19 protein-coding genes are annotated in these 20,714 nt (G+C 64.1%); 6 read left to right on the top strand and 13 right to left on the bottom strand.

Going from position 1 to position 20,714, the window contains the following annotated elements; translation table 11 throughout:
- Positions 1 to 186 precede the first annotated feature (186 nt).
- The 3 genes from DT069_RS03860 to DT069_RS03850 form a co-directional block, all read right to left on the bottom strand.
- Positions 187 to 618, bottom strand: a complete 432-nt coding sequence (locus tag DT069_RS03860; RefSeq protein ID WP_425449987.1) for a cupin domain-containing protein — start codon at positions 616 to 618, stop codon at positions 187 to 189.
- Between the two features lie 20 nt (positions 619 to 638).
- Complete coding sequence (locus DT069_RS03855; protein ID WP_119458967.1) at positions 639 to 1,097, bottom strand: carboxymuconolactone decarboxylase family protein; 459 nt, start codon at positions 1,095 to 1,097, stop codon at positions 639 to 641.
- Between the two features lie 128 nt (positions 1,098 to 1,225).
- Entirely contained in the window at positions 1,226 to 1,789 is a 564-nt protein-coding gene (locus DT069_RS03850; RefSeq protein ID WP_425449986.1) for a TetR/AcrR family transcriptional regulator, read from the bottom strand.
- Positions 1,790 to 1,925: 136 nt separating this feature from the next.
- Here DT069_RS03850 and DT069_RS03845 point away from each other — a divergent pair, with 136 nt between their 5' ends.
- Positions 1,926 to 2,726: a class I SAM-dependent methyltransferase gene (locus tag DT069_RS03845; protein WP_119458965.1), complete on the top strand. Its 801-nt coding sequence runs from the start codon at positions 1,926 to 1,928 to the stop codon at positions 2,724 to 2,726.
- 6 nt (positions 2,727 to 2,732) lie between these two features.
- On the opposite strand, the gene DT069_RS03840 is transcribed toward DT069_RS03845, so the two are convergent.
- Positions 2,733 to 3,644 carry an RNA polymerase sigma-70 factor gene (locus DT069_RS03840; protein ID WP_119458964.1) on the bottom strand — a complete coding sequence of 304 codons (912 nt, stop codon included), beginning with the start codon at positions 3,642 to 3,644 and terminating at the stop codon, positions 2,733 to 2,735.
- A 79-nt stretch (positions 3,645 to 3,723) separates the two neighbouring features.
- Positions 3,724 to 4,008 (bottom strand): UBP-type zinc finger domain-containing protein, encoded by a 285-nt coding sequence (locus tag DT069_RS03835; protein WP_119458963.1) that lies wholly within the window; start codon positions 4,006 to 4,008, stop codon positions 3,724 to 3,726.
- Between the two features lie 49 nt (positions 4,009 to 4,057).
- Here DT069_RS03835 and DT069_RS03830 point away from each other — a divergent pair, with 49 nt between their 5' ends.
- Positions 4,058 to 4,627: an NADPH-dependent FMN reductase gene (locus tag DT069_RS03830; RefSeq protein ID WP_119458962.1), complete on the top strand. Its 570-nt coding sequence runs from the start codon at positions 4,058 to 4,060 to the stop codon at positions 4,625 to 4,627.
- On the opposite strand, the gene DT069_RS03825 is transcribed toward DT069_RS03830, so the two are convergent.
- Together DT069_RS03825 and DT069_RS03820 are read right to left on the bottom strand one after the other, a co-directional pair.
- Positions 4,619 to 6,061: an MFS transporter gene (locus DT069_RS03825; protein WP_119458961.1), complete on the bottom strand. Its 1,443-nt coding sequence runs from the start codon at positions 6,059 to 6,061 to the stop codon at positions 4,619 to 4,621. The genes DT069_RS03830 and DT069_RS03825 overlap by 9 nt on opposite strands.
- The gene (locus DT069_RS03820) at positions 6,054 to 7,334 is read right to left on the bottom strand and encodes a cation:proton antiporter (RefSeq protein WP_119458960.1); all 1,281 of its coding nucleotides are present in this window, start codon (positions 7,332 to 7,334) and stop codon (positions 6,054 to 6,056) included. The genes DT069_RS03825 and DT069_RS03820 overlap by 8 nt, the downstream gene beginning before the upstream one ends.
- Positions 7,335 to 7,572: 238 nt before the next feature.
- Between DT069_RS03820 and DT069_RS03815 the strand changes: the two genes are divergently transcribed.
- Positions 7,573 to 9,030, top strand: coding sequence for a DegQ family serine endoprotease (locus tag DT069_RS03815; RefSeq protein ID WP_425449985.1), 1,458 nt, complete (start codon positions 7,573 to 7,575; stop codon positions 9,028 to 9,030).
- Positions 9,031 to 9,415: 385 nt separating this feature from the next.
- Entirely contained in the window at positions 9,416 to 10,759 is a 1,344-nt protein-coding gene (locus DT069_RS03810; protein ID WP_162912966.1) for an arylsulfotransferase family protein, read from the top strand.
- A gap of 77 nt (positions 10,760 to 10,836) precedes the next feature.
- Here the strand turns inward: DT069_RS03810 and DT069_RS03805 are convergent, their stop codons facing one another.
- The 4 genes from DT069_RS03805 to DT069_RS03790 form a co-directional block, all read right to left on the bottom strand.
- Positions 10,837 to 12,633, bottom strand: coding sequence for an ABC transporter ATP-binding protein (locus tag DT069_RS03805; RefSeq protein ID WP_119458957.1), 1,797 nt, complete (start codon positions 12,631 to 12,633; stop codon positions 10,837 to 10,839).
- Between the two features lie 38 nt (positions 12,634 to 12,671).
- Positions 12,672 to 13,856, bottom strand: coding sequence for a beta-glucosidase (locus tag DT069_RS03800; RefSeq protein ID WP_425449984.1), 1,185 nt, complete (start codon positions 13,854 to 13,856; stop codon positions 12,672 to 12,674).
- 84 nt (positions 13,857 to 13,940) lie between these two features.
- The gene (glf, locus tag DT069_RS03795; protein ID WP_425449983.1) at positions 13,941 to 15,215 is read right to left on the bottom strand and encodes a UDP-galactopyranose mutase; all 1,275 of its coding nucleotides are present in this window, start codon (positions 15,213 to 15,215) and stop codon (positions 13,941 to 13,943) included.
- The gene (locus DT069_RS03790) at positions 15,212 to 16,402 is read right to left on the bottom strand and encodes a glycosyltransferase family 1 protein (RefSeq protein ID WP_119458956.1); all 1,191 of its coding nucleotides are present in this window, start codon (positions 16,400 to 16,402) and stop codon (positions 15,212 to 15,214) included. The genes glf and DT069_RS03790 overlap by 4 nt, the downstream gene beginning before the upstream one ends.
- Before the next feature lie 194 nt (positions 16,403 to 16,596).
- Here DT069_RS03790 and DT069_RS03785 point away from each other — a divergent pair, with 194 nt between their 5' ends.
- A complete protein-coding gene (locus tag DT069_RS03785) occupies positions 16,597 to 17,274 on the top strand; it encodes a winged helix-turn-helix domain-containing protein (RefSeq protein ID WP_119458955.1) in 678 nt (225 codons plus the stop codon).
- Entirely contained in the window at positions 17,261 to 18,649 is a 1,389-nt protein-coding gene (locus DT069_RS03780) for a sensor histidine kinase (RefSeq protein WP_119458954.1), read from the top strand. The genes DT069_RS03785 and DT069_RS03780 overlap by 14 nt, the downstream gene beginning before the upstream one ends.
- A gap of 24 nt (positions 18,650 to 18,673) precedes the next feature.
- On the opposite strand, the gene DT069_RS03775 is transcribed toward DT069_RS03780, so the two are convergent.
- Positions 18,674 to 19,231 (bottom strand): phosphatase PAP2 family protein, encoded by a 558-nt coding sequence (locus DT069_RS03775; protein ID WP_119458953.1) that lies wholly within the window; start codon positions 19,229 to 19,231, stop codon positions 18,674 to 18,676.
- A 389-nt stretch (positions 19,232 to 19,620) separates the two neighbouring features.
- Positions 19,621 to 20,676 (bottom strand): threonine-phosphate decarboxylase CobD, encoded by a 1,056-nt coding sequence (gene cobD, locus DT069_RS03770; RefSeq protein ID WP_119458952.1) that lies wholly within the window; start codon positions 20,674 to 20,676, stop codon positions 19,621 to 19,623.
- Positions 20,677 to 20,714: the final 38 nt, after the last annotated feature.

The raw sequence follows: 20,714 nt of genomic DNA, 5'->3' as shown, positions 1-20,714 counted from the left end.
GGAAACCCGGGACCGGGATGCTCCGGAAGGGGCAGCAATGATCCAACAGAGCGCGGATTTAGGCAAGAGGCGGGCTCAGCAGCCCCGGAACCAGCGGCTTGCGGCCGGTTGATGGATTGCGCCGGCCTTCTACCGCTGCGGGAACAGAGTCCCGGCCGGCGCATCCATCATCGTCCGGACCCGGCGTCAGCGGGACAGGGTGGTGAGCTCCGCATCCTCGTCCCCGACGGAGATGGCGAGCAGGCGCGCGGGCTCGGTGCTGCTGGTATTCTCCGACACGAGATGCTCGCTGCCGGCTGGCTCGATGAAGTGCTCGCCGGCTTCGTAGACGGCGGTGGCGCCGCCGGTGAGCTGGGAACGGATTGCGCCCGACAGGACATAGGCGAAGATGAAGCCGCCATGCCGGTGGGGCTTCGATTTTGCGCCCGGGGCGAACTCGACGATGACAGCGGTCAGCTTCTTGCCGGGAATCTCGGATAGGCTCTCAGCGGCAAGCGGGCTCTGGGTGACGCCGCTTATGGCAGCCTCCGAATCCTGCGCCCGGGCAATTCCCGGGACGGTGGCAACGAGCGCCGTCAGGACAAAGGCCCGCGTGAGCGAACGCATAAAGCGAATCATGGTCTGATCTCCCTGCCCGATCATGCCGATTGCGCGGCGTCGACCGGGTGGACGGAGCGGAAGCTGACCGCGACCCGGTTCCAGCCATTGATCAGGCTTACCGCGACCGTCAGATTCACGATCTCCTCCTCCGTGAACTGGCGGCGGACCTGCTCGTAAACGGCGTCGGGGACATGCGTCTCCGCGATCAGCGTCAGCGCCTCGGTCCAGGCGAGAGCCGCGCGCTCGCGGTCGCTGTAGAGCGGCGATTCGCGCCAGGCGTCGAGCAGATAGAGCCGCTCCTCGCTCTCGCCCTGCGCCCGCGCGTCCCGAGTATGCATGTGGATGCAATAGGCGCAGCCGTTGATCTGAGAAGCGCGAATCTTGACCAATTCGAATAGCGACGGCTCCAACCCGCAGCCGGTCACATAGGCGTTGAGCGCCCGCATCGCCTTCATGGCTTCCGGGGCTGCATGGAAAGGGTCGAGTCTGGCCTGCATGATATGTCTCCTGAACTTTGAACACGCCCACTCCGGGGCTCCGGTCATAAGACGGACGGAGACAGGTATCCGTGACAGGAGGGTTCCAAAAATCGCGGGTCAGTCGTCCGCTGCCTGCGCGCTGCTGCCTATGTGACGCGCTGCTGCGGTAGTGCCGCCGCCACGGCCGCTTCCAGTTCGGCGGCTGTCGTCGTCAGGGACCTGCAATCCCGATAGGCGCGGGTGATCACCAACGCACCCTCGATCGAGGAAATGACGAGCAGGGCCAAGGCGTCCGCGCGCCGCTTCGGGATGCCGGCCTCGACAAAGGATTTCCGTAGCAGCTCGCTCCAATCCTCTAATGCCTGCCGGCACAGATCAGCGAGCTCGGTAAGGCCAGCCGTGGCGTCCAGGATCACGGGAGCCACCGGACAGCCGAAGGTATAGTCGGTCTCGCGCATGATGTCCGCGGCCGTCTCGGCATAGGCGCGCACTCCCTGCGCCGGGGTCTTCGCATTTACCAGCGCTTCACGCAGTGCCTCGGTGGCCTCGTCCACCGCCGCGCGCGTAGCCTCGATCACGAGCTGGTCCTTGCCGCCGGGAAAGTGGAAGTACAGCGAACCGCGCGGCGCGCCGCTTTCCTGGAGAATGTCGTTGAGCGAGGTGCCGTGATAGCCGCGGTGCTGCAGCAACCGGGCGGTAGTCTCGATCATGCGAAGGCGCGTGTCCTTGGCCATAGTCCTCATTAGCAGGCTTGACGAAAATATGCCAACCGGTCTATATAATATGATGATCGTCATATTTTTATGAATCGGCCGGGGCGCAGGGACCATCAGGGAGGACCTGCAGATGGACGATACCCTCAAGGGCCAAGTGACGCGCAGCGCAGCGGAAATCTACGACGAATTCTTCGTGCCGGCGCTGTTCCAGGAATGGGCGCCGCGCGTGGCGGATGCGGCGCAGATCTGGCCCGGTCAGACCGTGCTTGACGTCGCCTGCGGGACGGGCGTGCTTGCCCGCGAAGCGGCGAGGCGCGCGGAAACCGACGGATCCGTCACCGGCCTGGACCGCAACGAAGACATGCTCGTGGTGGCTCGCCGCGTTGCGCCCAGCATCGAATGGCGGCTGGGGCGGGCCGAATTGCTCCCCTTCGCGGATCACACGTTCGACACTGTCGTCAGCCAGTTCGGCCTGATGTTCTTCGAGGATCGGGTCGCGGCACTGCGGGAGATGTGGCGCGTGCTGCGGCCTGGGGGGCGGTTGGCGGTCGCGGTCTGGGGTCCACTCGACGACACGCCGGGCTATGCCGCGATGGTGGCGCTGCTGCAGCGGCTGTTCGGGGACCGCATTGCGAACGAACTGCGGGCACCATTCATTCTGGGGGATCCGGACGCCTTGCGTTCCCTTTTCATCCAAGCTGACATCCCGAACGGGGCGATCCAGACACCGGCCGGCACGGCCCGCTATCCCTCGATCGAGGCTTGGGTGCATGTGGACGTAAAAGGGTGGACCCTTGCCGACCTGATCGACGACGCACAGTACCGGACGTTGCTGCGCGAAGCGGAGAGGGAGCTAAGCCGCTACATCCAGCCCGACGGCACGGTGGCGTTCCACTCTCCCGCGCATATCGCGACGGCCACGAAGGCCTGAGCCGGATCAGTGCGCCGCTTCCTGCGGTTCGCACGTGGCAGGGGCTGTATCGGAAGCGGCGAGGCCGCGTAGCTTGGCGGGGTTGAGCACGCGAAAGACAGAGAGAATGCGTTGCCCGTCGGTCTCGATCGAACTGGCAGCGTAGAGACGGCCGTCAACATAGGTGACGAAGCCGAGCTGGCCGTTGATCATGGCGATCTCGTGGGTGAACTGGCCAGAAACCTTGCGCATGGCCCCCAGCGTGCCCCGAGTGACGCGGTCGGCACCGCGGATGACATTGAGGGCTGCCCGCATCTTGCCGCCGCCGTCGGTGATGAGGGTCGCATCCTCGGCGAATAGCGCCAGAAGCTTAGCTTCGTCACGGGTGCGGAGGGCGGCGACATATTGCTCCAGCAGGCGCCGGTGCGCGGCCTCGCTCACTTCAAAGCGTGGCTTTTCGCGGCGAACCCGCGCGCGGGCGCGATGCACGATTTGGCGGCAGGCGGCCTCGCTCTTGCCGAGGGCGCGAGCGATATCAGGATAGCCGCAATCGAACACATCATGCAGCAGGAACGCCGCGCGCTCCTCAGGCGCTAGCCGCTCCAGCATGATCAGGAACGCCATCGACAGATCGGAGGCGAGCTCAACGCGCCGGTCCGGCGCGTCCGTCTGGCCGCCGATCAGCGGCTCCGGCAGCCACGGACCTATATAGGCCTCGCGCTCGGCAGCTACCGCGCGCAGCCGGTCGAGGCAGAGGCGCGTGACCACGGTGACGAGCCACGCCTCGGGCGAGCGAATCTCGGACGCATCGGCCCGGTGCCAGCGCAGGAACGCCTCTTGCACCGCATCCTCCGCCTCGTCCCGCGCGCCGAGCATCCGGTAGGCGAGGCCATGCAGGCGCGGGCGGAGACGCTCGAAAACGACGGTCTGATCGGTCATAGCCAACCCTTCAACGCATTTGACTCCTCAGACGGCCGGGTGCCGCGATTGTGACAGAGGGGCCAAAACATTTTCCAGGCTACAGGAGAATCTCGTCGACATAGCACCAGGCCCAGTGCTCGTTCCTCTCATGCGACTTGACGATGGGATGGTCCGTCGCCCGGTAGTGCTGCGTCGCATGCTTGTGCTCCGACGAATCGCAGCAGCCGACATGGCCGCAGGTCATGCAGATCCGCAGATGCACCCAAGTCGCGCCGATTCTGAGACAGTCCTCGCAGCCTTCGGCGCTCGGCGTGACGTCGCGGGCTTGGCCGACATGCGCGCATTTCGGGGTTTGCCGTTGCGTCTCACGTAGCTGAACCATAGCGTTCCTCCCGAAGTTCATCACCATCCAGAGAGGGAGGAGTATCGTCATGGCCGATCGACAGCCAGTCAAGATTCTCGGCTTCTGCGGGAGCCTGCGCGTCAACTCCTACAATGCCGCGGCGCTGCGGGCGGCCGGGGAGCTGCTGCCCGACGGCATGACGCTCGAGACCTTCGATATCGCGCCGATCCCGCTCTATAACGAGGATATCCGGGCGAAAGGCCTGCCGCCCGCCGTGCTGGCGTTTCGCGAGCAGATCGCGGCGGCCGACGCCCTGTTGATCGTGACGCCTGAATACAACTACTCCGCCCCGGGCGTGCTGAAGAACGCCATCGACTGGGCCTCGCGCCCGCCCGAGCAGCCCTTCGACGGCAAGCCGGTCGCGATCATGGGTGCCAGCCCCGGCATGCTGGGCACCGCCCGCGCGCAATATCATCTGCGGCAGATGTTCGTGTTTCTGAACGCCCACCTCCTGAACAAACCGGAGGTGATGATCGCGGCCGCGCCGACGAAGTTCGACGACCAGGGGCGGCTGACTGACGAGAAGACGCGGGAGATGATCGGCAGGCTGTTGACGTCGCTCCGCGACTGGAGCTTGCGCCTGCGCCCGTCAGAGTGAAGAACCGTCGCCGGATGGCCGAGGCTCGACGGCGGGCAGCGGCGCCGCGGCCCTGTGGCGGCTAAGCCTGACGAGGCGCAGCGCCAGCAGGACCGCGGCGGCGGGCGCCAGCGCGGTCGTGGCGTTGACCCAGGTGATCGCGCTGGCGACTGTTTCGGGCGAGATGCCGCGCGCCAGACCGGCCGAGTTCGCGACCAGGCCGGCAATGGCAGAGCCGAAGGCGATTCCCAGCGCACGCATGGTCGGGATGGACGAGGCGGTAAGGCTCTCCTCGCCGGGCGCCGCCAGCGCCATGGTCGAGGCGGTGAGATGCAGGTTGCACATGCCGATGCCCAGCCCGAGCATCGCCACCAGCAGGGCAATGACCGTGAGCGACGCGTCGGTCACGCCGATGGCTAGCCCGACGAGGCCGCAGACGGCGAGGCAGGGGCCGCCGACGAGCGCCGCCGCCTCGCCACGGCCGCGCCAGCCGGATGTCAGGAATGCCGCCGCCGTCCAGCTCAGGGCCAGCACGCCGTTGAAATATCCCGCCACCAGCGGCGTCGCGCCATGCAGGACCTGAAGGACCAGGGGCAGGAAGATGCCGATCGCCGTGTGGGTGATCGACAGCAGAAAGAAGATCCAATAGCCGGTTCCGACCGGCGAGCGGACCGACAGCGGGTTCGACGGGAACAGCGGGTTGGCCGAGCCGGCGTCGAGCCGGAAGGTCTTGCCGACCATTGCCACGGCGGCGATCAGCAGGCCGATCTGCAGGGCCGGCTGCTCGATGGTGCTGGTGACTCCGACGCAGAGCACGCCGGCGCCCAGCAGAACGAGCCGGCGGATCGGGAATCGAGGGATCGATGCGGCCGGCGCCGATGCCGGCAGGGACCACCAGGCGAGGCCGACGAACATCAGGATGATGGGCGCGCCTGCCCAGAAGGCGCCGCGCCACCAGCCGAGCTCGGCGAAGCCGCCGCCGAACAGCGGCCCGATCAGCGCGGCGACGCCCCAGATGCCGGAGATCAGCGCGAGAACGCGGGTGCGCAACTCCTGCGGATAGAGTTCGCGGACCAGTGCCATCGACTGGGCGATCAGGAGGCCGCCGCCGAACCCCTGAACGACGCGCGCGATGAGCAGGATCGGCATGGTCGGGCTGATCGCGCAGCCGACGGTGCCGGCGAGGAAGAGCAGGCCGGCCAGGCTGTAGCCCTTCCGCGCGCCGAGCGCCGCCTTCAACGGTCCCCCGCTGGCTGCGCCGATGATCGACGCGATCATGTAGAGCATCGTCGACCAGGCATAGAACGCGTCGCCGCCGATGTCGGCAACCACGGCCGGCATCACCGTGGCGATGATGAACACGTCGATCGCATGCAGCCCGATGCCGAGCACCAGGATCACGGTATAGACGGCGCGCCCTTCGCGCAGAAGATCGATCCAGTTCGATTTACGCATTATCGTCCAGCTTGCCGCCACTCCGAAGCCTGGCGCCTTGTCTCCTGTTTCGGCAGTGATCGCAATAGGTCATGGCCGGCGTGACACTGATACCATGCACGAAGATCGATATCAGCACGACGAAGCCGATCGTCGCCCATAGGATCTGAGCGTCCGAGAACTCCGCCTGATTGACGGCGAACGCCAGATAATAGAAGGAGCCGATTCCGCGGATTCCGAAGAAGCTGATCGCCAACCGCTCTTCTATGGGCGCGCGGATGCCGATAAGGCCGATCATTCCGGTCAGAGGGCGAACGAGGATGAGGAAAAGAAGGCCCGCGATGGCGGCATTCCAGGTCAGCGGCGCCAAAAGTCCGCTGGCCAGTGCACCGCCGAACAGCACCAGGAGCACCATCATCAGCAGCCGCTCCGTCTGTTCCGCGAAATCGTGCAGCTTGTCGTGATAGGCGTGCTGTCGTTCCTGGTGTCGCAGCGCGAGCGCGGTGACGAACACGGCGAGGAAACCATAGCCGTGGACGATCTCCGTCAGCCCGTAGGACAGAAGCGTGATGCCCAGGGCCACGAATCCGTCGCCGGTCCGGGCAAGCCGGCTGTGCGTCGGGAGCCGGAATACGAGGAAGCCGAGAACATATCCGACCAGCAGCCCGACTCCGACTCCAACTCCGCATTTCCACAGCACGTCGTAAACAAGCCACTCCGCGGTCCATTTGCCGGGAAGGGCGCCGTGAATCGCTATCGCGATCGCGAGATTGGTAAAGGGAAATGCGAGGCCGTCATTGAGCCCGGCTTCCGATGTCAGGCTGAAGCGGATCTCGTCCTCTTCGCCGCTGTGCGGCGGCCCGACTTGAACGTCGGCTGCGAGCACTGGGTCGGTCGGCGCGAGAACGGCGCCGAGCAGCACCGCCGCTGCCACGCTCAGCCCGAGGATCCCCCAGCCGAGGACTGCGATACCGAGGATCGACAGCGGCATCGTGATCGCGAGCAGACGCCAAGTGATGCGCCAGCGCCGCCAGCCGATCGGTCTGTCAAGCTTCAAGCCGGCGCCCATCAGGGCGATGAGTACGACCAGTTCCGTCAGACGCTCCGTGACTTCCGGATAGCGGAATGGCAGCGGCTCGTCGATGTCCGGGAGGCTGAACATCAGGAAGCCGAACGCGACGCAGGCCATCGGCAGGGACAGCGGAAGGTCGCGCAGCAGAAGCGGCAACCACGCAACGGCCAGGATCGTCACCCCGAGGCAGGCGAGGAGAAGAATGTAAGGCTCGGTGAACAAGGGCGTGGCTTGATGATTGGTGGAATGGGGGCGTCGCCTTGCTCCCGCCGGAGCTTGATCGACGCCGCTTAGCTGGAGTTAAGACTCGTTGCTTACAAGGATTTAATGTGCCGGCAAGGGGGATTTTATGTCCGGCCCCCATCTATGGGCGGACTCGAAAGGCGAACGCCTTACGACCAACAGCTACGGAGAAAGGCAGATGCACTGCGTTAAACGCCTCTATTCCGAACGTTCGGCGATGTCCAGAACGTTCGTGGGCGCAATCGCCGGCGCGGCGTTGCTGGCCACGCCCATGTTGACTATGGCGGTGCCCGCCCAGGCCGAGACCGCGCCCGGCAGCTTCGCCGACTTGGCCGAGGAGGTGACCCCGGCCGTCGTCAATATCTCCTCGAAACATACCGCCGAGGTGGCCGGGCGGCAAATGCAGCCGGGCCTGCCGTTCGAATTCCCGGAGGGATCTCCCTTCGAAGAGTTCTTCCGCCAGTTCCAGGACCGATTCGGTCCCCGTGACGGCGCGCCGCGGCAAATGCCCGATCGCGTGGCGCTCGGGTCCGGATTCATCATCGACCCGGAGGGCTATGTCGTGACCAACAATCACGTCATTGCCGACGCATCCGAGATCAAGGTTACGCTCACCGGTGGCGAGGAATATCCGGCCGAACTGGTCGGCACGGATCCGAAGACCGATCTGGCGTTGCTGAAGATCGAGGCCGATGAGCCGCTGCCCTCTGTCGAGTTCGGCGATTCCGACGCCATCCGGGTCGGCGATTGGGTGCTCGCCGTCGGTAATCCCTTCGGTCTCGGCGGCAGCGTGACTACGGGCATCGTCTCCGCCCACGGCCGCTACATCAATGCTGGGCCCTATGACGATTTCCTGCAGATCGACGCCGCGATCAACCAGGGTAACTCCGGCGGGCCGACCTTCAACACCGAGGGCGAGGTGATCGGCATCAACACCGCGATCGCGTCGCCCAACGGCGGCAGCGTGGGTATCGGCTTCGCCATTCCCTCGAAGCTTGCCGAGCCGATCATTGCGCAGCTTCGCGAGGACGGCAGCGTCGATCGCGGCTGGCTCGGCGTGCAGATTCAGCCGGTGACGCCGGAGATCGCTGCGGCGCTCGGTCTCGACGAGCCGGTCGGCGCGCTGGTCGCCAGCGTTCAGCCCGACAGCCCCGCCGCGCGTGCCGAGCTTCGGCAGGGCGACGTGATCCTCGACTTCGCCGGTACCGAGGTCGAGAAGATGCGCGAGCTGCCGCTGCTGGTCGCCACCACGCCCGCCGGTAAGAAGGCGGAACTCACGATCTGGCGCGATGGCGTGAAGCAGACCGTCGAGGTCGAGATCGGCAAGCTGCAGCCGGAGCAGGTCGCCGCCGCGCAACCGGAGCCGACCGGCGAAAGCTCCGGCCAGTCGGAAGCGCTCGGCGCGACCCTGGCGACGCTGACGCCGGAGCTGAAGCGGCAGTTCGGGATCCCGAGCGAGGTCGAAGGCGTCGTGGTCGTCGATGTCGAAGCCGGCGGTCCGGCGGCGGAGAAGGGCCTGCGTCCAGGCGACGTGATCGAGAAGGTGTCCCAGAACGCCGTCTCGACGCCCGCCGAGGTCGAAGAGGCGGCGCAGGCGGCGGAGCATGCCGTGCTGCTGCTGATCAACCGGCAGGGCAACTCGCAGTTCGTCGCGCTCGATCTCGACGCGGCGTAACGCAAGCGGCTGATCGCCGATCTGGAGGGCCGGCCGCCCCGCAGGGCGTGCCGGCCCTCTGCCATTCGACGGTCGAGCACTCGCCGTCGGCAGTGCGGCAGAGTTCGAACCGGACCGGCAACGACGCCGGAACCACTAGGGGCGGCCCAGCATTACTCAAATGCTCGCTTACGGATGATGCCGCGATCAACGGATGAGTATGTCGTTGTGCTGAACCGGCCGACCTACTCGGAGTCGAACGTCTCATCGGCCAGGCGCCAGTGGCCGGCGCCGCCACTGCAGGCAAATCCGGTAGCTCAGTGCCGGCTACATGCCGGCCTGGAGTGCTGTACCAATCGGATGCCGGCAATTCAGGCGCGCGTATCCTGGCTGTTGGGGAAAACAGATGGAAGCCGTGCTGAACAGAATATTCTCGATCATCTTCATGATGGCGATCGGCTTCCTGGCGTTCTTGGGTGGGTCTTTCGTGATTCTCGCCCGGATCTTTCCCTATGAGCAGCTCAACAATGCCTACCATGCCGGCCGCGCTCTGTATGTGCAGAAAACCCAATTTGCGGAGGCACAAGCGACCGATCTCTATGCGCCCGCGCGCACGACCAAGCGTGGCAGCACGATCTATGAGAGGACGCGGGCGCAGAACGGGCTCACCCTATATGCCTCGAGTCACGACCAGCGGGCTTTCCTGATCTCGATGGAGGGCGAGGTCGTCCATGAGTGGCATCTGCCGTTCAGCGCCGTATGGGATGATACGGCGGCGGTAAAGGATCCGTGGCCGGATTCCTTCGTGATGTGGGACGATGTCTATCTCTACCCGAACGGCGATCTGCTGGCGATCTATGTCGGCATCGGCGATACGCCCTGGGGCTACGGTCTCGTGAAGATGGATAAGGATTCCCAGGTTGTCTGGAAATATCTGGCGCGGGCGCACCACGATCTCGATGTCGCCGAGGACGGCACGATCTATCTGCTCACGCACGAGACTCGCTTCGATGAAATCGAGACTGCAAAACACATGGCGCCGCCGCGGGTCGACGATTATGTCGTACTTCTCTCACCGGACGGCGAAGAGTTGAAGAAGGTGTCGGTGCTCGATGCCTTGGTCAAGTCGCCGTATGGAAGGTTGCTGATCAGGGTGCCCTGGTATGCGACGGGCGAGTCCCGAACCGGCGACTTCACCCATGCCAACGCGGTCGATCTGATCGGTGCGGAAGCGGCGGCGAACATGCCCTTCGCCACGCAGGGGCAGGTTCTCCTGTCGCTCCGCGAACTCGACATGATCGTCCTTCTCGACCTCGATCGAGAGGAGATCGTCTGGGCTCTGCGCGGGCCGTGGCTCGGGCAACATGATCCGGACGTGCTACCGAACGGCAATATCCTCCTGTTCGACAATGCCGGACATTATGACGACGGCGGAGAGTCGCGCGTCATCGAGTTTGACCCCGAGACGCTTCAGATCACGTGGAGTTATGCGGGTGACGCGCAGCACCCGTTCGAGAGCATCGTTCGCTCGGGTCAGGATCGACTGCCTAACGGCAACACGCTCATCACCGAGTCCGACGGCGGCCGCATCTTCGAGGTCACGCCCGACGGCACGATCGTCTGGGAGTATGTGAACCCCGTGAGGGGCGGAACCAGTGACGAGCTGATCCCCGTCCTCAGCAGGGCCACTCGCATCGATCCGGCATCGCTCGATCCGGGATTCCCACCAAGTCAGGTAAGCTCGAACTGAAGGGCGAGGAACGCACGGACAGCTAGGGGCAGCTTTGGCGGATATCATCGTTGCGGAGCGGCGCCGACAACGGACAGCTACACCCGGAGCGTTCCTGTTCCCGTCCTGCGGGCACTGTCGAGCGAGACGTCGTCCACTTGCATCCGCCAGAGCTTTTCGAAGACCCCGCTTCGCCGTCGTAGCTCCCAGGGGCTCCCGTCCTCGACAACGCGCCCGTCGACCAGAACGATCACGCGTTCGAAAGCCGTCAATGTGGAAAGCCGATGAGCGATTGCGATCACTGTGCGATCGCCCAACGCCTCGGCGCACGCGCGCTGGACCTCCATTTCCAGCTCGCTGTCGAGCGCGGACGTCGCCTCGTCCAGGATGATGATCGGGGCATCCTTCAAGAGCGCACGAGCGATGCCGACCCGTTGTCGCTGACCGCCCGAGAGTTCGAGTCCACGTTCGCCGACGAGCGTTTCATAGCCATCAGGCAGGTTTTGGATGAACTCTTCGCATTGAGCGGCCCGTGCGGCGGCGATCACCTCCCCGTCCGACGCTGTCGGCCGAGCATAGCGGATGTTCTCCTTTATCGACCGGTGAAAGAGCGAGACCTCCTGAGGCACGACGGCAATCATCGCCCTTAAGCTGTCTTGCGTGATGTTGGTGAGCGGTTGGCCGTCGATCAGGATCCGGCCGCTTTGAACGTCGTACAGTCGCTGAAGCAGGCCTGCCATGGTCGATTTCCCGGCCCCGGAGGAGCCCACGATCCCGATCTTCTGGCCGGCAGGAATATGCAATGTGAAATCGTCGAACACCGGCTGGTCGCGCCGGTAGCCGAAGCGCACATGCTCGAAGTCTATCGAGCCGCCCCGGTTCACGATCTGCCCAGCACCAGGATTGTCGGCTACTTCATGCGGCTGCCCGATAATTCGCAAGGTTTCGGCAATGAAGCCGAACTGCTGGGCGGTGCCGATCAAGGCGAGGGCAAGATCCCGTGAGCCGTGCAGGATCCGGAACGTCAGGGCGCTGACCACGACCACGTCACCGGGCGTGATATCCCCCGAACTCCAGAGACGAATAGCCCAGATGAGCATGGCGCTCGCCATGACCCACAAGGCGAGATCGTGGAGCACCCGTATCTTTTCCAGATACATCCAGCTCCGCCGCTGAGACAGCGCTTCAAAGCCGAACTTGTGCGCCAGCCTCTCGCGCTCCCTCACGCGAGCGGAGAACGCCTTCACCGCCCAGACGTTCGCAATCACATCGACCAGCTCGCCTCCGACGATATTGGCCCGCTCGGCGTAGGCTTGATGCAGTGGGCGACCCCGGATGCCGAGGAGAACAAGCCCTCCGGCCAGAAGCGCGACGAAGCCCGTGAGCGCAGCGGCCATGCGCCAGTCGACGGTGGTGAAGATGATGACCGCGCCGATGAAGTCCGTGCAGGGCGGAACGATGTTCCAGACGAAAGTGTTCGTCAGCGCGCCGATGTTGCCGGCCGTTGCCGTGATCCGGCTCCCCAGCGACCCTGCGAACTGGCCGGTGAAATAGCGCATTGGGTGGCCGGAAAGATATTCGAAGAGGTCGAGCCGCGTATCCACGCCGACACCGATGGTGGTCCGACAGGCGAGCCAGCCGCTGAAGCGCCACAGAATGTTCTCCGTGGCGATCAGCCCGATGAACAGGCCGAGCGCCCCCCAGACGGCGCTCATGTCCCTCTCCGGCGCCGCCATCGAATCGACCAGCAGCTTCATGCAATACTGAACGATGACGGCGCACGCCGATGCGCCGACGACGAGCGCCAGCAAGCCGCCAAAAGCCGCAGCCCTCCCGCGGACGTATCGCGCCAGGAAGCGGCTCGGGCTTTGCAGATATGCTTCTTTGTCGCGCATCGATGCGGGAAGCTGGGGGGCTGTGGTGGCGATTCGGCTTACATCGCGGTGCGACGCCCTAAGGGTCCTTCTCCGACAAGTGAATCCCGCTCCGGATCCTCCTGAAGCAGGGCTCCAAAGATTACTTGCTGCCGTTCCAGCTCATCAGCGAGAGCTTGGCATATCGGCCGGTCGCGCCGCGCGTCGACCGCACCGTAGAGGCCGACGTTGCACGGTCGATCATTGTCCCACCCTGGGTAGTCCAGGATCGGGTAAAGGCAGATACCTTCCATGGGGACCCCGATGGCGATGGCCGCGCGGACTTCGCTGGCGACATAATGAAGCCAAGCCGAACGGGCACTTCCCTCGGCCCCCGTCTCGGCCACGAAGATCGGACTGTCATAACGACGATATGTCTCTTCCAGGATCTCGGATAACGGGCGGTAAAGGTGATGCCCAAGCGGGATCGTGCCGCCTTTATAGAACCACTCATTGTCGCTGTAGAAATTGACGCCGAGAATGTCGAGGTAAGCGGGCCTGCCCCCAAGTTCCGGGAAAAGCCGGCCGGAAAGCATATCCCACGCTTCGAACTGCGCGCGCCGATAGTTCTCCGCCCTAATCCTGTCCTGCTTTCGAGACGAAAGGGTGGTGACGTGGATAATCGGGTCAACATGCACGATCCGCGCGCGTGGGTCGACCTCCCACACCGCCTCGATGGCGGCGATCGAGGCGCGGACGAGCTGTCGTTTCAGCTCCGGCCCTCGTCCTCTGCAATAAGGGTTCAGCTTTCTGGCATCGCCACCGGCCCAGGCCCAGAACGAGATCTCGTTCACCGGGCAGTAGACGGGAACGGCATCGGTTTCGTCGCGGATCAGTCGAGCCGCGGCCCCGGCAAAACGCGCAAAGCGGTCGATGAACGCAGAGTCCCAGATCTCGATGTCGTCGGGCCAGCCATAGTGGCACAAATCCCAGATCACCTGCACACCCGCAGCTCTCGCCGCGCGCAGCATCGGCAGAAAGCTCGACCAGTCGTAGTGGCCTGCAGATCGCTCGATCATGTGCCAGCGCAGGCCCTCGCGGACCGTCATGATACCATGTTTGCGCAGTCGCTCGTAATCCGCCGCTGCGTATAAATCGTGCTGAGTGGCCGCCAGGAGATCGAGCCGACGCCCGTCTCGGCGTCGGTGCGTCGCGCATTCGAAGCCGCCTAGAAAGTAGCTGTTGAACAAGCGCGGCGAAAACATGCCTCCCCTTGTACGTTCAGGCTCCGACAGAATCAGCCTTGCTGGGCCTTTGAGTTCATTCGGCGACATCGAGTGCTTCCCTGATCATGAACTTGCTGCCGTCATTGGACTGAGATTCGCGGTTTCGTGGAGAATGGCCGGTCGCGTGCGGCTTCCGCTCATCCTGCGATAGAGCGCCAAGGCCTGACCCACGACCTGATCCATATTGTAGTACCTGTAGGATCCAAGACGGCCCACGAACTGGACGTTTGGCGTCCTGTCCGCCAGGGCTTCATATTTCTTGAAGAGCTGCAGGTTCTCCGACTTCGGTACGGGATAGTATGGGTCTCCGCCGTCCGTCGGGAACTCGTAGGATATGCTCGTTTTTCGGTGCGCTTGCCCGGTCAGATGCTTGTATTCCGTGATCCGGGTATAGGGGACCTGCTCCGACGGGTAGTTCACGACTGCGACCGGCTGAACCATCTTCTGATCGAGCGTCTCATGTTGAAACCGCAGTGATCGGTACGGCAGCCTGCCGAAGCGATAGTCGAAGAATTCGTCGATCGGACCGGTGAAGATAGCAGCTTCGTACGTCACTGCTCGCCCGACATCCCGATAGTCCGTGTTCAGCATGATCCGGATATTCGGGTGGTCGAGCATGTTCTCGAACAGCCGCGTGAAGCCGTGCAGCGGCATGTTTTGGAAGCTATCTGAAAAGTATCGATCGTCCTCGGTAGTCCGCGTCGGAACGCGAGCCGTTACCGTCTTGTCGAGCTCGCGGGGGTCGATACCCCATTGCTTGCGCGTGTAGCCACGGAAGAACTTTTCGTAGAGTTCTCGCCCGACCCGGCTGATGACCACGTCTTCGGAGCTGCGCACATCGTCCACCGGTTCGGCGCGCGCCGCCAGGAATGCTTCCGCCTGTTCGGAGTTCAGCGTGAGGCCGTAAAGTCGGTTGATCGTCGTGAGATTGATCGGGATCGGAAGCAGCATCCCGTCGACATGTGCCTGCACCTTATGTTCATAGGGTCGCCATCTCGTGAAGCGCGAAAGATAATCCGCAACCTCTCGTGAATTCGTGTGGAAGATATGCGGCCCATAGCGATGAATGAGAATGCCGTTGTCGTTGTAGTGATCATAGGCATTGCCGCCGATATGGGGGCGACGGTCGATCAGCAATACGCGCTTGCCGAGGCCGGCCGCCAGCCGTTCCGAAATGACGCTGCCGGCGAATCCGGCGCCGACGACCAGATAGTCGAAATTCCGGCCGTTGCTCCGCCATTGGAGCGCCGATCGTACTGATCCGTCGCGGCCGTTGGAGCCGTGCCCGGGCGGCATCTCCTCGGACGGCTCCTTCCCATTACCATGCTCGCGCCTCATGCGATCAGAGCCTTCATCTCTGCCCAGGTGCGGTCCCAGGACATCTCCTGCAACACGCGATCGACCTTCTTGAGCCAGGTACGCTGCCGGCCTGCCTCGCTGAGTTGCTGGTCGATGGCGGCCATGAACTCGGCCGGATCACGCGCAATGCGTACGAGACCCGCATCGCCGTAGCTGCGCACGACATCGGTGATGGGCGTCGAAACGACGGGCTTTCCCGCAGCGAGATACTCCGGGGTCTTGGTCGGGCTGATGAAGCGCGTCGCCTCGTTCAATGCGAACGGCATCATCGCCATGTCCCACCCGGCCAGATAGGCGGGCAACTCGTCATAGCTCTTCGGACCGAGATAATGGATGTTCGCCCGCTTCGGCAGCTCGGCCGGATCGATCTTCACCACCGGCCCGATGAGGATGAATTCCCAGTTCGGCCGCACTTTAGCGACTTCATCGATCAACGCGGTGTCGAGGCGTTCATCGAGCACAGCGTAATGGCCGATTCGCGGGTGGGGAATCGGCGCTTGGTCCGCGGGCTCGGGCAGGCGGCTCCGAGCCTTGCGGAAGTGGTCGGCATCGATGCCGCTTGGAAACGCGTGGACATGCGGATGGCACGGACGCTTTGCCTCGTAGAGGCTGTAGCCGCCGGTGAAAACCACATCGGCACGGCGAAAGAGATCCTGCTCCTGTTGCAGAAGTTCCGGCGGCGCGGCGCGAAACCCCGACAGTTCATCCATGCAGTCATAGACGACGCGCGCCGAGCCGAGATGCGCTGAGAACGCACCGCTCATCGGCGTGTAGTACCAGAGGATCGGGTGGTGGATCTTGTATTCGTCGCAGAGCTGGTCCAGCAGCTTTCGCTGGCATGCGACTGCGCCGACGTTGTCGAGATGCGCTGGAAGGTGTGGAACGACGACGGTGACACCGCACGGGGTTGTGCCAATCTCGAGAAAAGGTGCCGCCTGCTCGGTGGATACCGGCTCTTCAAAGAAGAAGACACGCATAGTGTGGGCAAAGCGCGACATTAAATGCTGTGGCCTTTGATATACAAAGTGCCATCGAAGGTGGGAGAAACAGATGAGATCGGCGGAAGTCTCTTTGCCGGAGGGAGTTATGATGTTTTCTAAATGGTGCTTGACTTGTTGGACACTGTTCGGCGCTGTTTGTGGAAGGGTCGATGCGTCCTGCTCCATCGGCGTCGGCTCCTTAAGGGAGGGGACTATTGAGCAGGATCAACAATTCTGATCGAGCAACGGTTCCGATGCCGGTTTGTCGCGCCCATGCCCGTGGGACAGGAGGGGTGACAGGGGAGATCGCGGCGGTTGGACCCGCGTCGGCAATTTCAGTAGGCTCGCACTCGGAACGATGATGAAGGCGCGCCAGCTACATGCGCATCTTGGTGGTAGAGGACGACGAGAAGACGGCCGCCTTCATGGTCAAGGGGCTGAACGAGGCCGGCTATGTCGTCGATCATGCCGCGACCGGCCGCGACGGTCTCTTTCTCGCGACCAGTGGTGACTACGATGCCGCCATCGTTGATCGCATGTTGCCGGCACTCGACGGCTTGTCCTTGATCCAGGCGCTGCGCGCTGCGAACATCCAGACGCCCATCCTGATCCTCAGCGCTCTCGGTCAGGTCGACGACCGGGTCAGCGGTCTGCGGGCCGGCGGCGACGATTACCTGACCAAGCCCTTCGCCTTCTCCGAGCTGCTGGCGCGGGTCGAATCCCTGCTGCGCCGCCGCGGCGGGTCCGGCCCGGAGACCCGGCTGACCGTCGGCGATCTCGAGATGGACCTACTCGCCCGCACCGTCCGGCGCGGCGGCACGCTGATCGAGCTGCAGCCGCGGGAGTTCCGGCTGCTCGAATATCTGATGCGCCATGCCGGTCAGGTGGTGACCCGGACCATGCTGCTCGAAAACGTCTGGGACTATCACTTCGACCCGCAGACGAATGTGATAGACGTGCATATCAGCCGCCTGCGCCAGAAGATCGACAAGGGCTTCGAGGCGCCGCTGCTCCATACCGTGCGCGGCGCGGGATATTGCATCCGTGCGGCTCCATAGGTTCTTTCGGACCACGACCTTCCGGCTGGCGCTGCTCTATGCGGTGCTGTTCAGCGCGTCGAGCCTCGTGCTCTTCGCGTTCATCTATGGCACCACCAGCGTTCTGATCGCCCGCGAGCGGGAGCAGAGCATCGCCGCCAACATGGCGAGCCTGCAGGATCATTATGCCGCGACCGGGCTGCGCGGCTTGGCGGCGGCGATCCTCGCGCGGGCGCAGCCGAACCGGGTCGGCGACAACATCTATCTCCTGACCGATCCGCAGTTCCGGCCGATCGCGGGGAACGGCACCGGCTGGCCGCCCCTTGTCGAGCAGGACGGCCCCTGGCTGACCTTCCCGATCGAGCGGCAGCTGCTCGGCGAGCCGGAGGTCTATCTCGCGAAGGCGCTGCATGCCGTGCTTCCAGGCGGCTATCATCTTCTTGTCGGCCAGGACATGCGGACGCAAGAGCGGTTCCGGCGGGCGATCGTCGAGGCGCTGATCTGGTCGGTCGCGATCACCCTCTGCCTCGGCCTCGTCGTCGGCCTAGTGATGAGCCGTAACACGCTGCGCCGGATCGAATCGATCAACAGCGCGGCCGAACGCATCATGCGCGGCGAGCTCAAACACCGGATCCCGGGGCGGGCCGGGGGGCGTGCCGGGGGCGACGAGTTCGATCGCCTTACCGAGAACCTGAATGCGATGCTCGATGAGATCGATCGGCTGATGGGCAGCATGCGCACCGTCACCCACAATATTGCCCATGATCTGCGCAGCCCGCTGACGCGGGTGAGGAACCGCCTGGAATCGGCACTCGCCGGAATGGACGAATCCGATCCACGACGCGAAACCGTCGAGCAGGCAGTGACCGAAGCCGATCAGCTGCTTGCCACCTTCAACGCTCTGCTCTCCATCGCCGATGCGGAGGCGGGGGCCGGTCGCGGCGATATGGTGCCGGTCGACCTCGAAGCTGTCGCGCGTGACGTCGCCGAACTCTACGAGCCGCTGGTCGAGGAGCGCGGCCTCTTTCTCGAAACCAGGCTGCTGGGGCCGGCGCTCGTTTCGGGCAATCGCCAGCTTCTGTTCCAGGCGATCGCGAACCTCATCGACAATGCGGTGAAATATGCGGGGCCGGGGCGGCGGATCAGCCTGACGGTAGAACCGGGGAACGGCCGCCCGGAACTTGTCGTCGCCGATGACGGGCCGGGCATCCCGGCGAGCGACCGATCGCGTGTGCTCGAGCGCTTCGTCCGTCTCGATCCCAGCCGATCGACGCCGGGCAGTGGCCTCGGCCTCAGCCTCGTCGCTGCTATCGCCCGGCTGCACAATGCCACGCTCAGCCTGGAGGACAACCACCCCGGCCTGAAGGTCAGGATCCGGTTTCCGATGCCGGGCTGAGACCGGCCGCCCGGCCGGCCGCGACTACCAGCGGATCCGGATCATCGCCCCATAGACGCCGTCATTCACGGAGGGTGTGACGGAATAGCTGTTATAGGTCGTGGTGAAGAGTATGTTGGTGACGATCCCGAGCGTCGCGCCGGCCAAGACGTCGGTAAGGTCATGCTTGTCCGCGTGAATTCGGCTGTAGCCGACGAATGAGGCCCCAAGATAGGCGGGCAGCCCATACACCCATCCATATCGACGCTGTATGAACGCGGCCCCCTGGAACGCGGCCCCGGTGTGGCCGGATGGAAAAGCGTGATCGCCGCCGTCCGGGCGTTTCTTGTCGATGAGGTATTTGAGGCTGTGGGTTACGGCGAACGTCGTGAGGAATGATTTGTAGAATTGGCCGCGGCCCGGCAGATCATCCATGTAGTACGTCGCCCCGAATGCGGCTGTCGGAAGCAGGACCTGAATGACGTCGCCGGTTCTCTCGATGGTGTCGGCGGCCCACGAGGCATTCTGAACTCCGACGCCGATGACGATCAGGGCAATGGCAAGCAGTCGCCGCGGAAGGATTTGAATCCCTCTGGTTATCATGCGGGCGTATTCCGCTTTTCGGCTTCTGTGTTCTGGTTTCTTCCTAAGTGACAGTATCGACTAAGTGTAAAAAGAAATTCGCATTGTAGTCTCAAGAATCCGGGGAGTTTTTTTCGGTCCATCGGTTAAGCCAAAACGCTGAGAGCCATAATCTTGATGCGATAATGTGTTGTATTGCTGCATAACGGTAAATATCGGGTTACGAGAGCCGCTCGGAACGAGTATCAAATTTTAGGGTGTTTTAAGTAATATTGATTGCGCCTGTGACGGCTCAGTCCTCATAACCAACGGCGTAGGGTTGGGGCGAGGATGGCATGGTCGATCAGGGCGACCGCTATTGCGCCCCGAACCGGGCGCTGCTTTCTACCATTGCCCGAAGGCGGATCGTCCTAGGCGCGAACGTCCGAGGCGTTGCGATCCTTGTGGCTCGTCCAGCCATTCAGCGACTCCGACAGCCGGTCGAAACCGGATTCGGTCGGGATGCCGAAGCGCAGCCAGCGCGGCCGCTCGGGAAAGTCCCGGACCAGAATGCCGGCACGGCCGAGCCGCTCGAACAGTGTCGGCGCGGCCGGGTGCTCGACGAGGCGGAACAGGTCGGTCCCGCCGACGAGCGACAGGCCCGCGCCGGTGAGCAACGCATCGAGACGCTGTGTTGCGTTTGCCAGAGCCTGTCGCGTCATCGCGATCCATGCCGAATCGGTCAGGGCCGCCGCGCCGATTCGCGTTGCGGGGCCGCTGACGGGCCAGGGACCAAGAGCGTCGGCAAGGCGGTCGATCAGGGCCGCGGGTCCGAGCGCGAACCCGAGCCGCAGTCCGCCGAGGCCGAAGAACTTGCCGAAGGAACGCAGGATCACGAGCCCCGGCCGGCCGGCCGCACTAGCCAAGCTGAGACGCGGCGTCAGGTCGGCGAAGGCCTCGTCCACCACCAGCAGCCCCCCGCGCGCGGCCAGCCGGCCGGCGAGGGCGAGCAGCCGGTCCGGCGCGATCTGCCGGCCATCCGGATTGTTCGGGTTGGCGAGAACGACGATCGTATGCCGGTCCGTGACGGCCGAAAAATCCGCGACCGGATCGACGGCAAAGCCGGCACCCGCCCAGCTTCGGGCATGCTCGCCATAGGTCGGCGTGAGGACCGCCACCGTCGTATCGGTGGCGGGCGAATGCATCAAGCGCGGCAGCCATTGGATCAGCGCCTGCGAGCCCGGCGCCGCAACGATGCAGCCGCGATCGGGCACTCCGTAATGGTCTTGCGCCGCCGCGAGCAGCGCCGCGATCTGCGCGCCATCCGGCAGGCGCGCCCATGCCTCCGGCGGCAGCGCGGGCAGGGGATAGGCCGCCGGGTTGATCCCGGTCGACAGATCGAGCCAGCCCTGCCGCGGACGGCCGAACCGCTCCTCGGCGGCGGCGAGGTTGCCGCCATGATGCAAATCGTTCCCGGTCGCGTCCATCGCCGTCACATTCTCTCCTTCGTCGCGCCGCTCCCGTG

It is taken from the genome of Virgifigura deserti, assembly GCA_003576685.1.
GTDB classification, from domain to species: domain Bacteria; phylum Pseudomonadota; class Alphaproteobacteria; order Dongiales; family Dongiaceae; genus Virgifigura; species Virgifigura deserti.
This window is presented reverse-complemented; position numbering and strand designations above follow the sequence as displayed.

Bases quoted from the DNA above. Each gene is read 5' to 3' on its own strand.
- DT069_RS03860 (WP_425449987.1), bottom strand. From the start codon at position 618: ATGATTCGCTTTATGCGTTCGCTCACGCGGGCCTTTGTCCTGACGGCG.
- DT069_RS03855 (WP_119458967.1), bottom strand. From the start codon at position 1,097: ATGCAGGCCAGACTCGACCCTTTCCATGCAGCCCCGGAAGCCATGAAG.
- DT069_RS03850 (WP_425449986.1), bottom strand. From the start codon at position 1,789: ATGATCGAGACTACCGCCCGGTTGCTGCAGCACCGCGGCTATCACGGC.
- DT069_RS03845 (WP_119458965.1), top strand. From the start codon at position 1,926: ATGGACGATACCCTCAAGGGCCAAGTGACGCGCAGCGCAGCGGAAATC.
- DT069_RS03840 (WP_119458964.1), bottom strand. From the start codon at position 3,644: ATGACCGATCAGACCGTCGTTTTCGAGCGTCTCCGCCCGCGCCTGCAT.
- DT069_RS03835 (WP_119458963.1), bottom strand. From the start codon at position 4,008: ATGGTTCAGCTACGTGAGACGCAACGGCAAACCCCGAAATGCGCGCAT.
- DT069_RS03830 (WP_119458962.1), top strand. From the start codon at position 4,058: ATGGCCGATCGACAGCCAGTCAAGATTCTCGGCTTCTGCGGGAGCCTG.
- DT069_RS03825 (WP_119458961.1), bottom strand. From the start codon at position 6,061: ATGCGTAAATCGAACTGGATCGATCTTCTGCGCGAAGGGCGCGCCGTC.
- DT069_RS03815 (WP_425449985.1), top strand. From the start codon at position 7,573: ATGTCCAGAACGTTCGTGGGCGCAATCGCCGGCGCGGCGTTGCTGGCC.
- DT069_RS03810 (WP_162912966.1), top strand. From the start codon at position 9,416: ATGGAAGCCGTGCTGAACAGAATATTCTCGATCATCTTCATGATGGCG.
- DT069_RS03805 (WP_119458957.1), bottom strand. From the start codon at position 12,633: ATGCGCGACAAAGAAGCATATCTGCAAAGCCCGAGCCGCTTCCTGGCG.
- DT069_RS03800 (WP_425449984.1), bottom strand. From the start codon at position 13,856: ATGTTTTCGCCGCGCTTGTTCAACAGCTACTTTCTAGGCGGCTTCGAA.
- glf (WP_425449983.1), bottom strand. From the start codon at position 15,215: ATGAGGCGCGAGCATGGTAATGGGAAGGAGCCGTCCGAGGAGATGCCG.
- DT069_RS03790 (WP_119458956.1), bottom strand. From the start codon at position 16,402: ATGGAGCAGGACGCATCGACCCTTCCACAAACAGCGCCGAACAGTGTC.
- DT069_RS03785 (WP_119458955.1), top strand. From the start codon at position 16,597: ATGCGCATCTTGGTGGTAGAGGACGACGAGAAGACGGCCGCCTTCATG.
- DT069_RS03775 (WP_119458953.1), bottom strand. From the start codon at position 19,231: ATGATAACCAGAGGGATTCAAATCCTTCCGCGGCGACTGCTTGCCATT.
- cobD (WP_119458952.1), bottom strand. From the start codon at position 20,676: ATGGACGCGACCGGGAACGATTTGCATCATGGCGGCAACCTCGCCGCC.